12 protein-coding genes are annotated in these 12,942 nt (G+C 68.1%); 5 read left to right on the forward strand and 7 right to left on the reverse strand.

What is annotated here, in order from left to right; translation table 11 throughout:
* Positions 1 to 9 precede the first annotated feature (9 nt).
* Together ON33_RS00625 and ON33_RS00630 are read left to right on the forward strand one after the other, a co-directional pair.
* On the forward strand, positions 10 to 513 hold the full coding sequence (locus tag ON33_RS00625) for a GtrA family protein (protein WP_063710917.1): 504 nt from the start codon (positions 10 to 12) through the stop codon (positions 511 to 513).
* 132 nt (positions 514 to 645) lie between these two features.
* The gene (locus tag ON33_RS00630; protein WP_051151523.1) at positions 646 to 2,541 is read left to right on the forward strand and encodes a glycosyltransferase; all 1,896 of its coding nucleotides are present in this window, start codon (positions 646 to 648) and stop codon (positions 2,539 to 2,541) included.
* Positions 2,542 to 2,621: 80 nt separating this feature from the next.
* On the opposite strand, the gene ON33_RS00635 is transcribed toward ON33_RS00630, so the two are convergent.
* The 6 genes from ON33_RS00635 to ON33_RS00660 form a co-directional block, all read right to left on the reverse strand.
* Positions 2,622 to 3,470, reverse strand: coding sequence for an SDR family oxidoreductase (locus ON33_RS00635; protein ID WP_040853699.1), 849 nt, complete (start codon positions 3,468 to 3,470; stop codon positions 2,622 to 2,624).
* A 208-nt stretch (positions 3,471 to 3,678) separates the two neighbouring features.
* Positions 3,679 to 4,785 (reverse strand): ribosome small subunit-dependent GTPase A, encoded by a 1,107-nt coding sequence (gene rsgA, locus ON33_RS00640; RefSeq protein WP_040853702.1) that lies wholly within the window; start codon positions 4,783 to 4,785, stop codon positions 3,679 to 3,681.
* A gap of 280 nt (positions 4,786 to 5,065) precedes the next feature.
* Entirely contained in the window at positions 5,066 to 5,989 is a 924-nt protein-coding gene (gene glfT1, locus ON33_RS00645) for a galactofuranosyltransferase GlfT1 (RefSeq protein ID WP_040853704.1), read from the reverse strand.
* Positions 5,986 to 6,807 carry a galactan export ABC transporter ATP-binding subunit Wzt/RfbE gene (gene wzt, locus ON33_RS00650; RefSeq protein WP_040853706.1) on the reverse strand — a complete coding sequence of 274 codons (822 nt, stop codon included), beginning with the start codon at positions 6,805 to 6,807 and terminating at the stop codon, positions 5,986 to 5,988. Before wzt ends, glfT1 begins: the two co-directional genes overlap by 4 nt.
* A 7-nt stretch (positions 6,808 to 6,814) precedes the next feature.
* The gene (gene wzm / locus ON33_RS00655) at positions 6,815 to 7,660 is read right to left on the reverse strand and encodes a galactan export ABC transporter permease subunit Wzm/RfbD (RefSeq protein ID WP_040853707.1); all 846 of its coding nucleotides are present in this window, start codon (positions 7,658 to 7,660) and stop codon (positions 6,815 to 6,817) included.
* A 130-nt stretch (positions 7,661 to 7,790) separates the two neighbouring features.
* Positions 7,791 to 8,378 (reverse strand): bacterial proteasome activator family protein, encoded by a 588-nt coding sequence (locus ON33_RS00660; protein ID WP_040853710.1) that lies wholly within the window; start codon positions 8,376 to 8,378, stop codon positions 7,791 to 7,793.
* Between the two features lie 296 nt (positions 8,379 to 8,674).
* On the opposite strand from ON33_RS00660, the gene ON33_RS00665 reads away from it, so the two are divergent.
* Positions 8,675 to 9,880 (forward strand): cysteine desulfurase-like protein, encoded by a 1,206-nt coding sequence (locus ON33_RS00665; protein ID WP_040853936.1) that lies wholly within the window; start codon positions 8,675 to 8,677, stop codon positions 9,878 to 9,880.
* A 4-nt stretch (positions 9,881 to 9,884) separates the two neighbouring features.
* Here the strand turns inward: ON33_RS00665 and ON33_RS00670 are convergent, their stop codons facing one another.
* Positions 9,885 to 10,877, reverse strand: a complete 993-nt coding sequence (locus tag ON33_RS00670) for an NAD(P)H-quinone oxidoreductase (protein ID WP_040853712.1) — start codon at positions 10,875 to 10,877, stop codon at positions 9,885 to 9,887.
* 274 nt (positions 10,878 to 11,151) lie between these two features.
* On the opposite strand from ON33_RS00670, the gene ON33_RS00675 reads away from it, so the two are divergent.
* Entirely contained in the window at positions 11,152 to 12,330 is a 1,179-nt protein-coding gene (locus tag ON33_RS00675) for an alpha-hydroxy-acid oxidizing protein (protein ID WP_040853714.1), read from the forward strand.
* Positions 12,331 to 12,443: 113 nt separating this feature from the next.
* Positions 12,444 to 12,878 carry a MarR family winged helix-turn-helix transcriptional regulator gene (locus tag ON33_RS00680; RefSeq protein WP_083868516.1) on the forward strand — a complete coding sequence of 145 codons (435 nt, stop codon included), beginning with the start codon at positions 12,444 to 12,446 and terminating at the stop codon, positions 12,876 to 12,878.
* The last annotated feature ends 64 nt before the right edge of the window (positions 12,879 to 12,942 follow it).

Consider the following 12,942-nt stretch of genomic DNA (forward strand, 5'->3'; position numbering starts at 1 on the left):
CGTCGGCCGGTGCCTGCGAACGAGTCCACGGCGGTGGATGAACCCACCCCGAATGCCTCTCTGACCGGCAAGGTCCGGGCCCTGCTGCAGCGGGGCGGGGCATTTCTGGTGGTCGGTGCGATCGGTTTCGTGGTCGATGCGGGCACCTACAACCTGCTGGTCTTCCTGGGCGGCGAGGGCCCGCTGTTCCGCGCCCCGCTGGTCGCCAAGATCATTTCCATCGGGGTGGCCACGGTGGTCACCTATTTCGGCAACAAGTGGTGGACCTACTCCGACCACGACGGCGATACCGGCGCCCGGCACATCCTCATGTACGCGGCGCTGAATGTGATGGCCATCGGCCTGCAGCTGGGCTGCCTGGGTTTCTCACGCTATGTTCTCGGGCTGGACAGTCCGTTGGCGGACAACGTTTCCGGGACCCTCGTCGGCCAGGCCGTGGCCATGGGCTTCCGATTCTGGGCCTATGGGAAATTCGTCTTCGCCAAACCGGCTTCGGGAACGAATAACTCCTGATCGAACAGCCGGAGCGCAGCGGAGCCCAATAGGCACTGATATTCTCGGCCCGCCGAGCAAGACAGTGACAGTGGCGATGCGACCACGTCGGATGTGCCGGTGTCTGAGTATTCAAAGGATGTCGAGGGATTCATGGATGCGTCGGCTGGGCAGGCCGTGACCGAAACCGAGGACCGGAAGAGCCCCGAGGAGGCCCCCGCGACCCTGCGCGCGGAACACACCGCGCCGGAGCGGCTGGTGCTGGCGCGGGGCATCTTCACCGGGCCCGCGCCGAAGATCAGTGACGACCTGTACGCGGTGGCGAAGGGTAAGGTCACCCGCGAGCGGCAGGCGCTACGCCTGGAAAAGGGCGCGTCGGTCAGCACCAACACCTACTTCGGGCGCTTCGCCGCCGCCTACTGGCAGCGGTGGACCACCGTCACCGAGGTCGAGGTCGGGATGACCCTCGAGGTCACCGGCAAGGTACGGATCCGGCTGGCCGCCTCCGATATCGCCGGGCACCGCCGGGTGGTCGACACCGCGGTGGTCAAGGAGACCGGCCGGGTGGTGCTGCGCGCGCCGCTGGACATGTACGTCGACGGCGGCGCGATCTGGCTGGAGATCGAGGCGCTCGGCGGCGAGGCCGTGCTCACCGATCTGGCGTGGACCGCGGCCGCGCCCGAGCAGGTGCGCCCGGTGGCCATCGCCATCTGCACCTTCAACCGCGCTCAGGACTGTGCCGATACCGTTGCGGCCCTGGCCTCCGACACCACCGTGCTGTCGCTCATCGACGCCGTGTACGTGGTCGACCAGGGCACCGACCTGGTGCAGGATCAGGCGCTGTTCGCCGAGACCCAGCCGAAGTTCGGCGACAAGCTGCGCTACATCCGGCAGCCGAATCTCGGTGGCGCGGGCGGCTTCACCCGCGGCCTCTACGAGGTGTCGGGCGCCAACGAGCACGCCGACGTCATCCTCATGGACGACGACATCCTGTGCGAACCGGAAACGGTGCTGCGGCTCAACGCTTTCGCCAACCTGACCGTGGAACCCACCCTGGTGGGCGCGCAGATGCTCTTCCTGTTCAACCCCGACTACCTGAATGTCGGTGCGGAAGAGACGAATCTGGGCAGGCTGCGCCACGGCCAGAAGGTGGCCAAGGCGCTGCGCAACACCTCCATGCTCAAGAAACACCAGGAACGCCGCGTGGACGCCGGCTACCAGGCCTGGTGGACCTGCCTCATCCCGGCCGAGGTGGTCAAGAAGATCGGGCTGCCGGTGCCGATCTTCTTCCAGTGGGACGACGTGGAATACGGCCTGCGCGCACGGGAGAACGGTTTCGTCACCGTCACCCTGCCCAATGCCGCCGTGTGGCACGCCGACTTCTACTGGAAGGACTTCGACGACTGGGCGCGCTACTTCTCCTCGCGCAACTCGCTCATCGTGTCCTCCCTGCACCATGACCTGGACGCGAAATCCGTTACCCGCCAGCTGTTCCGGGAGATCGGTGAGTACCTGGTCGGCATGCAGTACGGTCTGGCGCACACCACCCTGCAGGGCATCGAGGACTATCTGAGGGGTCCGGAGATCCTGCGCGACGGCGGCATCGAGGCGCTGGCCAAGGCCCGCGGCTCGCGGTCGGACTACCCGGAGACGGTCAAGCACCCGGCCGCCACCTCCCCGGTCCCCAACGCGCATCTGCACGTCCGCCGGGCCGGCGGCGAGCCCAGCCACCCGCTGCTGGTGCTCTACAAGCGCGCCCTCAGCCAGTGGACCGGCCGGGTCATCCCGGGCCCGGTCGCGGTCACCCGCGAGGACGCGCACTGGTGGCACGTCGGCCTGTTCAACCACGTGGTCGTCACCGACGCCTCGCAGTCCGGTGTCCGGGTCCGCGTGCGCGACAAGGAAACCGCGCGCCGCCTGCTGCTGCGCTCCTACCGCGTGCTGCGGAAGCTCCGCAGGGACCTGCCCGATCTGCAGCGCCGCTGGCGGGCCGCCATGCCGGAACTCACCAGTCGTGAGAACTGGGAACGCCTCTACGGAATCGACTAGAGGGCAGGATAATCGCCTGACCATGGCCCGGGACGCCTTGTCCCGGGCCATGTTTCGTTTTCAGCGGGAACCGGTACTGCTCAGAGGAACAGATCGGTGGTGAGCGGGCCGTCGCCGGGCACCACCCGGTACTTGTCGAGATCGGTGATGCCGTGCGCGGCAAGGACTTCGTCATCGATGAAGAAGTTGCCGGTGGTGTCCTTGGCCGGCGAGGTGAGCACCAGGTAGGCGGCATCGGCGTAGATGTCGGGCGTGCGCGAGGTGGAGACCATCTCCTCGCCGCCGAGCAAGTTCTTCACGGCCGCCGTGGCGATGGTGGTGCGCGGCCACAGCGAGTTCACGCCGATCCCGTACTTGCGCAGCTCCTCGCTCAAACCCAGTGTGGTGAGCGACATCCCATACTTGGCGATGGTGTAGCCCAGTGCCGTGCCCGCCCACTTGGGATCCAGGTTCAGCGGCGGCGACAGAGTGAGGATGTGCGGATTGCGCCCGGCCTGCGCGGAGTCCTTGAGCGCCGGGATGCTCAGCTTGGACAGCAGGAAGCTGCCGCGGCAGTTGATGTCCTGCATGAGGTCGTACTTCTTCATCGGCAGCGTCTCGGTGGGGGACAGGTCGATGGCCGAGGCATTGTTCACGACCATATCGATGCCGCCGAAGCGCTCGCGGGTCTGCCGTACCGCGTCCGCCACCGCCTCGTCGTCGCGCACGTCGCCGAGGTACTTCAGCACGGTGCCGCCGGCCTGCTCCAGTTCGGCCGCGGCGGTGTGGATGGTGCCGGGCAGTTTGGGGTGTGGCGTATCGGTTTTCGCGATGATGGTGATGTTCGCGCCGTCGGCCGCCGCCCGCTTGGCGATCTCCAGCCCGATGCCGCGACTCCCGCCCGACATGATCATGGTCCGGCCCGCCAGCTGCTTCGGTGCTTCGGTCATGGATCCGCTCCTGTCCGCTGTTGTGACGCCCCGTGTCCGATCATCCGCGCCCGGATGACCCGGCGGGGCGGAATCTCTCGCATGGTTTTCAGGGTTGTTGGCATCTCGGACGGTAAGCGAGAAGACCGCACTATGCAACAAGGTGCATATCGATGGCGGACGCGGTTCTGCCCGGGGCGGTGAACCCGCCGCCCCGGGCACGCACGGATCAGCGCTGCTTGCCGCCGCGGTCCTTGTACATGCGCCGCTGGCTCTTGTTGATGTCCTTCCACACCTTCTTGCGCTCGGCCCGGAGCCGGGCGTCGGTGCGGGCGGCCAGCCAGTCGTTCTCCCGGCTGAGTTTGCGGTAGCTGTCGAGACGCCGCCGGGGCAGGGCGCCCGACTCGATGGCCGCGAGCACCGCACAGCCCGGCTCGGTCTCGTGCGAGCAGTCGGCGAAACGGCAGTCGGCGGACAGGGATTCGACATCGCTGAAGGTGCGGCCCAGCCCCTCGGCGGCATCCCACAGACCGACCGAACGCAGTCCGGGAGTGTCGATGAGCGTGCCGCCACCGGGCAGCGGACGCAGTTCCCGGTGCACGGTGGTGTGCCGGCCGCGCTTGTCGCCCTCACGGACCGCACTGGTGGCGAAGACCCTCGCCCCGAGCAGCGCGTTGGCGAGGGTGGACTTGCCCGCACCCGAGGGGCCGATCAGGGCGACCGTGCCGGACAGCAGGGAGTGCAGCGCGTCCATGCCGGCACCACCGGTGGCGCTGACCGCCAGCACGGTCACCCCCGGCGCGGCGGCCCCGACGTCCTCGATCGGAATATCGTGCGCCAGATCGGCTTTGGTGAGCACCACAGCCGGCTGGGCGCCGGATTCCCAGGCCAGTGCGAGCAGCCGCTCGATGCGCCCGAGATCGATGTCCCCGTCGCCCGCGGTGCACACCAGCACGGTGTCCACATTCGCGGCCAGCACCTGCTGGGCGGATCGGGCCCGGGCATCGGGCTGTCCGGAGATGGCTGCCCGGACGATGGCGGTGCGGCGCGGTAGCAGCGCCCGCACGGTGCGGGCGCGATCGATGGCCACCCAGTCGCCGGTGCACAGCCCGCTGATCTCGGAATCCGAGCGCGGGAGCTGAGCGCGCACCACCGCGGCCGTCAGCCGGCTCTGGTAATCGGCGGTGGGAAGGGGTGCGGCGATATCGCATTCGCTGCGATCCATGCGGATCACGCGGGCCGGAATCAGGCCGTCACCCAGCAGCGGCAGATAGTCGGCGGCGTAGGTGGAGTTCCAGCCGTAGGGAACGAGAAGGTCGTAGTCGACCGAAGACATTTCTGAGTCCTTCGACGGGCCGAGCCCGGATCATGGACTCAGCGCGGGGAATTCGAGAGGGAAACGCGTGCGGCGAGAGTTCGCCAGGGCACGACAATCCGCACTGTCGCTGTCACGTGGTCCACCTCCTTCGCTCCCTCATGAGTCCCGTGAGACTCGACGCCGACAAGAACGGGGACAACCTTGTCAGGCTGTCCCCGTTCCGCGCAATGTATTTTTCGAGGCCCCGCCCCGGGGGATCCAGGGGTTCACCCCTGAGAGTCCCGAGAGTTGGCTCTCGTCAGGATTTCGGCTTGTCGAACTGCTCCCGGCGGCCCAGCCGCTGCAGGCGTAGCCATTCCATCAACCCGGCCGGATCCTTCTGCTGCACCAGGAAGAACCACCCGAAGCGGGCGACCTCCTGCGGCAACAGCTTTCGCATACCCGGCTGCGACATCAGGTAGCCGCGGTTGCGATACGTGAAGTACCGCTTGACCGGATCGTCCGGGTACTGGGTGTGCATGCGCCCGCCGAGAATCGGCTTGAACTCCGCCGAACCGTTGGGGTGCAGATAGGCGGTCTGCAGACAGGTGCCGAACGGCAGCCCCGACCGCACCAGCCGCCGGTGCACCTCCACCTCGTCGCCGCGCACGAACAGCCGCAGATCCGGCACGCCGATCTTGTCCACGGCCTCGGCCGAGATCAGCGCGCCGTTGAACAGGGAGGCGATGCCGGGCAGGAAGTCCTCGTCGCCCAGCTCCGACCGCAGCCGCCGCCACACCACGCCGCGGCGCAGCGGAAAGGCCAGCCGGTCCGGATCGTCGATGTCCGCCACCACCGGCGACACCTCGACCAGGTCGTGGCGGCGCGCGCAATCGAACAGCGTGGCAAGCACATCCGGGCCCTCGGGCCGGCCGTCGTCGTCGGCCAGCCACACCCAGTCCGCGCCCATGGTCAGCGCGTGCAGCATGCCGAGCGCGAAACCGCCGGCGCCGCCCAGATTGTGTTCCGAACCGACATAGGTGGTTTCGATGGGTTGTTGCTTCACCAGCTCGCCCACCTCGGCCTCGTTGCCGTTGTCGACCACGATCAGATGATCGATCGGCCGGGTCTGGCTGCACAGCACCTTCAGGGACTCGGCCAGCAGGTCCCGGCGTTTGTGCGTGACCACGATGGCGACGATGCGTGCCTCGTCGCCATAGACGGGGGCGGACTGTTCACTCATGCGGGATTCCGTTCCGGTTCACGTTCACGTTCCAGATCCCGCAGCACCTGCGCCACGTGATCACCCGCCTCCGGGCCCTCGTAGGCTCGCACGACATCCTCGATGCCGCCCTGCATGCGGACCTGCCCGTGATCGATCCACATCGCGGAATCGCACAGCTGGGCCAGGAATTCGTTGGAGTGGCTGGCGAACACGAGAATGCCCGAGCGCGAGACCAATTCCTGCAGCCGGATACGGGCCTTCTTCATGAATTCCGCGTCGACCGCGCCGATGCCCTCGTCGAGCAGCAGGATCTCCGGATCGATGGAGGTGACCACGCCCATGGCCAGGCGCACCCGCATACCGGTCGAATAGGTGCGCAGCGGCATCGCGAGATAGTCACCCAATTCGGTGAACTCGGCGATCTCGTCGATCTTGGCGAGCATCTGCTTGCGGGTCTGCCCGAGGAACAGGCCGCGAATCACGATGTTGTCGTAGCCGGAGATCTCCGGGTCCATGCCCACGCCGAGATCGAAGACCGGCGCCACCCGGCCGCGGATCCGCGCGCTGCCGCGGGTCGGTTCGTAGATGCCCGAAAGCAGCCGCAGCAGTGTGGATTTGCCCGCGCCATTGTGGCCGACCAGGCCCACGCGATCGCCTTCCTTCAGCGACAGCGTGATATCCCGCAGCGCCTCCACGACCACCACATCGGACTGATTGCGCCCGATGGCGCCGCCGGCCGAGCCGAGCACCGCCTTCTTCAGCGATCGGGATTTGGCGTCGAAGATCGGGAATTCCACCCACGCGTTCTGGGTCTCGATACTCACATGGTCGGTCATTGAGCCTTCACACCCAGTAGGGGACTCGGGAACGGAACTTCTTCATAGCCAGTATCGCGACAATCCAGCCGACGACGGTGATGGACACCACCACCACCCAGCTGCGGAGGTGGATCGGGTCGCCCAGCAGGGGTGCGCGCACGATCTCCAGATAGTGGAAGGTGGGGACGAGCTCGGCCAGCTTGGCGCGGTCGCTCGCGGCGCCCGACAGCGCCGAGGTCTTCCACATGACCGGGGTGAGGACGAACAGCATGAGCGTGGTGCTGCCCAGGATGGGCGCCAGGTCGCGGTAGCGGGTGCTGAAGATGCCGAACACGATGGTCACCCAGATGGCGTTGAGGAACAGCAGCAGCAGACCCGGAATCGCGAGCAGGGCCGACCAGTGCAGGTGCCGCCAGATGCTGAAGGCGGCGACCATCACCACATAGATGATCAGGTTGTGCGCGAAGAACAGGAACTGCCGCCACACCAGGCGATACACGTGCACGCTCAGCGCCGACGGCAACTGTTTGATCAGGCCCTCATTGGCGATGAAGACGTCCGAGCCCTCGAGAATGCTGGCGTTGATCACATTCCAGACGATCAGGCCGACGGTCACGTAGGGCAGATACGAACTCAGCGACTGCCCGAAGAGGGTGGCGTAGAGGACGCCCATCGCGGCCGCCTGCAAACCGGTGGCGATGGTGATCCAGAACGGGCCCAGCACCGAGCGCCGGTACCGCTGCTTGATGTCCTGCCAGCCGAGTGCCAGCCACAGCTCACGCTGGGAGAATCCGTCGCGGAAATCCTTGAATGCGCGACCGAAGGACTGGGAATCCGACACCAACGGCACCGGTTCACTGGCCGGGCGCACGTCGGCCTCGGCCGAGTCAGGGGGAGCAGCAGCAGGCACAGCACCCGACCTTATCTAATTGCTATCGCATTGCGCGCAGAACCTGCCGCCGACGCCGACTTCTCGGCGGCAGGGGGTGTCGGCCGACACTTCAGAGATACTGCCCGCCGCCCGGATTCTGCTGGGTGCGCGGGTCGCCGTGACCGATGCCGGGCGGCAGCGCCTGGCGCATTTGCTCGAGCTGCGCGCGGGCCGCCATCTGCTGAGCGAACAGCGCGGTCTGGATGCCGTGGAACAGGCCTTCCAGCCAGCCCACCAGCTGGGCCTGGGCGATGCGCAGTTCCGCGTCGGAGGGGACGGTCTCGTCGGTGAAGGGCAGCGCCAGCCGCTCGAGCTCCTCGCGGAGCTCCGGGGCCAGGCCGGTTTCCAGTTCGCGGATGGAGGTGCGGTGGATCTCGCGCAGCCGGGTGCGGGAGGCGTCGTCCAGCGGTGCGTGCCGGACCTCCTCGAGCAGCTGTTTGATCATGGTGCCGATGCGCATGACCTTCGCGGGCTGCTCCACCATGTCGGCGAGCGTTTCCTCTTTGTCGTGCGACCCGCCCGAAAGATCCTCACCGACAACCTGTCCGGTGATCTCCACCGGCTCACCGCCGATCTGCGCCGCCGCCGGGATGAACAGCGGTTTTCCCTCGGGGCCGATTACGACGATGGATTCCGGAACCCCATCCGATTGCGTCATGCCCCCATCCTGCCGAAGACGGGCCGAACCTGCTGAGCGCGCCCCCCCGGTTCGCAGCACCTGGTCGGCCGGAGTGACGCGTGAAACATCCCGAGTGTCCGCTCCGATCTCCACGGCCGAGTGGCAAAACCGGATGGTTTGCGGACCGTCCGGTCTGGACCGACGGAGCGGGGAAGCGAAGCGGAGGAGGGAAGACCGGGACCTTCACGGCCGCGAACCGCGCCGGAGCGGAGCGGAGGCAATCAAACACTGCCTACCGTTACCTTGTTGTGCTCACTCCCTTTAGAGTGGCCACCATGACTTACGACGTCGCAAGGGTGCGGGGCCTCATACCGTCCCTGGGCGACGGCTGGATCCACCTCGACCCGCAAGCGGGCATGTTGGTCCCGGATTCGGTATCCCGGGCCGTCTCAACAGGTTTCCGGACCTCCGCCTTCTCGCACAGCAACCGGCACGCCGCCGCCCAGCGCAGCGCCGCGATCCTGGAGGCCGCGCGCGAGGCCGTCGCCGATCTCGTCGGCGGCGATCCGGCGGGCGTGGTGCTCGGACCCGATCGCGCGGTGCTGCTGGCCTGGCTGGCCGAATCGCTGAGCTCCCGGCTGGGTCTGGGTACCGGGATCGTGCTGTCGCGTCTGGATGACGAAGCGAATGTCGCGCCGTGGCTGCGCATCGCGAATCGCTATGGCGCACACGTGCGCTGGGCGGAAGTGGAGATCGAGACCTGCGAGATGCCGGCCTGGCAGTTCGAGGAGCTCATCGGACCCACCGCCCGCCTGGTCGCGCTCACCGCCGCCTCACCCATCGTCGGCTCGGCGCCCGCGGTGCGGGTGGCCGCGGACCGCGTGCACGAGGTCGGCGGTCTGCTGGTCGCCGACTGTTTCGGCGCGGCGCCCTACGCGCTCATCGACATCGACGAACTCAATGCCGACGTGATCGCGCTGAGCGCACCCGCCTGGGGCGGCCCGCAGATCGGCGCGCTGGTCTTCCGCGATCCCGCGTTCCTGGACCGGATTCCGTCCATGTCGCTGAATCCCTATGCCAAGGGCGCGGAACGGCTCGAGGTGGGCGGCCACCAGTACGCCCTGCTGGCCGGCCTCACCACCTCCATCGACTACCTGGCCTCGCTCGACGAGCGCGCCGAGGGCACCCGGCGCGAACGCCTGGAGGTGTCGATCACGTCCCTGCAGGACTACCACGACCATCTCTTCGAGCACCTGATGTCGGTGCTCGACACCATCCCCAACCTGACCGTCATCGGCCGGGCCTCCACCCGCATCCCGACGGTGAGCTTCACCATCTCCGGGATGCAGGCGGAGAAGGTCTCGGCCAAGCTGGCCGACGCCCGCATCGGCACGCTGAGCGGCTCCCATGGCGGCAGCCGCCTGCTCGACGCCCTGGGCGTCAACGACGAGGGCGGCGCCGTGACCATCGGACTCGCGCCCTACACAACGAAATTCGAGATCGACCAGCTCGGTCGCGCGCTGGCGGCCCTGGACACCTAGGGCGCTAGAGCTCGCGGATCTGCAGGATCACCTTGCCGACCGTCTCGTCGGAGTCCAGTAGCCGGTGCGCCTCGGCGGCGTCGGTGACCGGAACCTCGGCCGACACCACCGGCACCACCGTCCCGTCCGACACCAGCGGCCACAGGTGGCGGCGCAGCTCGGTGATGATCTCCGACTTGGATCCACGCCCCGTCTCGGGCCGCCGCCGCAGATTGGTGGCGTGAATCGAGCCCCGCTTGCCCAGCAGCACGGCCAGATTCAATTCGGCCTTGACCCCGCCCTGCATGCCGATCACCACCAGGTGCCCGTCCTCGGCGAGCGCCTCCACATTCCGCTCCAGATACGCCGCGCCCATATTGTCGAGAATGATGTCCGCGCCGGGATATTCGCTGTGCAGCGTGGTCACGAAATCGTGCTCGCGATAATTGATCAGCACCGTCGCGCCCAATTCCGCGCACCGGTCCAGCTTGTACTGCGAACCTGCCGTGACCGCGACCCGCGCGCCCAGCGCCCGCGCCACCTGGATGGCGTGCGTGCCGATACCGCTGCCGCCGCCGTGAATCAGGAGCAACTGCCCGCTGTGCATTCCCGCGGTCATCACCAGGTTGGACCAGACCGTGGCGGCCACCTCCGGCAGCGCCGCCGCGGCGGCCACATCCAGTCCCTCCGGCACCGGGAGCAGCTGGGTCGCGGGCGCGACCACCCGCTCGGCGTAGCCGCCGCCGGACAGCAGCGCGCACACCGGATCGCCCGGATGCCAATCCCGCACCCCCGGGCCGACTTCCGCGACAGTTCCGGACACCTCGAGGCCCAAAATCTCGCTGGCGCCCGGCGGCGGCGGATAGAAACCCTGCCGCTGCAGCAGGTCCGCGCGATTCACCCCCGCGGCCACCACATCGATCGCCACCTCGCCCGGTCCGGGCGCGGGCAGGTCGTCCACCTGCGCCCATTTCATGACCTCGGGCCCACCGAAACCGTCGAGCGTCACCGCATACATGAAAACGAGCCTACGACCGGAGCTCGCCGATTACTGTCAGGCCGTCCTCGGCGGCGGCCCAGCATCCTCTCAGCATCGGCCGTCACCGTGGACGGAGGCATTCGAGAGGAGATTCCATGATCACCACCCTGGCCGTCCTCGGCGGCATGGTCATCCTGGCTGCAATGGCGATGTCCGGATTCATCGCCACCGATGCGCCGCGTGCTCTGGTCCGCGTCCGAAAGTAATTTCGACCCCCTCCGCTCGGGCGTGGAAGGTACTAGCGTTCCGGAACATGAGCAGTTTCGTCGATTTCCAGAACGAGATCTATCTCTCCGGCCTCGCGGGCATCGTCCCGGCGCTACCCATGACGGCGGCGGGCCTGGAGCAGAAGGCTCGGGAGGTACTGGATCCGGCGGCCTTCGCTTATGTGGCGGGCAGCGCGTCCGCCGAACGCACGGCGCACGCCAATCTCGCCGCCTTCGAACGGTACCGGCTGCTGCCGCGCGTGCTGCGCGGCGCCAGCGGACCCGGCGTCCGCGATCTGTCGGTCGAGGTGCTCGGAACCCATTTGGCCGCACCGATTCTCACCGCGCCCATCGGCGTGCTCGGGCTGCTGCGGGACCGCGGCGAGACCCTGGTCGCCGAGGTGACCCGGGAACTGGGCATCGGCATGTGCCTGTCCACCGCCGCCTCCTCCACCATCGAGGAGGTCGGCGCGCGGGCCGGCGACTGGTGGTATCAGCTGTACTGGCCCGATGACATGGAGCTGGCCCGCTCCTTCGTCGAGCGCGCCGAGGAGGCCGGCGCCAAGGCCATCGTCGTCACCGCCGACACCCCGAGTCTGGGCTGGCGCCCGCGCGACCTGCAGTTCGGGCACCTGCCGTTCCTACAGGGCAAGGGCATCGCCAACTATCTGTCCGATCCGGTCTTCCGCGCCAAGCTCAGCGCCCCGCCCGAGCAGAGCGAGGAGGCCATGCGCGCCGCCGTGCTCACCTGGATCGGGCTGTTCGGCAACCACAGTCTGCGCCCGCCCGACATCGCCCGGCTGCGCGACTGGACCCAGCTGCCCATCGCGGTGAAGGGCGTGCTGCATCCCGACGACGCCCGCCAGGTGGTGGACGCGGGCGCGGACGCGGTGGTGGTGAGCAATCACGGCGGCCGGCAGGTGGACGGGGCGGTCGGTGCGCTGGACGCGCTGCCCACCATCGTGGCCACCGTCGGCGATCGCGCGGATGTGCTGTTCGACTCCGGGATCCGCACCGGCTCCGATGTCATGATCGCGCTCTCGCTGGGCGCCAAGGCCGTCCTCTACGGCCGCCCCTGGGTGTACGGTCTCGGCTTGGCCGGAGCCGACGGCGTGCGCCACGCGCTGCGCTGCCTGCTCGCGGATTTCGATGCGGCCATGGGACTTTCGGGCTGCACCAGCCTGCACGACCTGAGCCGGACCATGATCTCGACCTATCGCGCCTAGGCCGAGGAGGAGCGATCAAACACCGTCACGACAACGAGCCGGTGGCCGAGTCCGGGGGCCGGGCCGAACCGCGGTGGCTCACCGCCGAGCAGCAGCGCGCCTGGCGGGCCTACATGGACGGCAGTCAGCGGCTCATGGCCGACCTCAATCGGCAGCTGCAACGCGACTGCGATCTGTCCTTCGCCGACTACCGCATCCTGGTGAAGCTCTCCGAGGCCCCAGGCCGCGCCCTGCGCATGAGCGATCTCGCCGACGGCGTGCTCTCCTCCCGCAGCCGCCTCACCCACCAGATCCGGCGGATGGAGGCCCAGCAGATGGTCCGCCGCATCGCCTGCGAGGACGACGGCCGCGGCGTGCTCGCCCAGCTCACCGAGGAGGGGCTGCGCCGCCTGCGCGCCGCCGCCCCCGGCCACGTCGCCGCGGTGCGCCGCTTCTTCGTGGATCTGCTCACACCCCAGCAGCTGGCCGCCGTGGCCGCCGCCCTGGACCTGGTGAACGAGGCCGCTCACCACCGCGCCGGCGCCCGCGCGACCGCCGATCTGGACTGACGACCCCACCCCGAACCCCGAGCAGGAGGCAGACCGCACACGCCATCAGTTAGGATCGAACGCC

Source organism: Nocardia niigatensis NBRC 100131 (assembly GCF_000308655.1).
Lineage (GTDB): Bacteria > Actinomycetota > Actinomycetes > Mycobacteriales > Mycobacteriaceae > Nocardia > Nocardia niigatensis.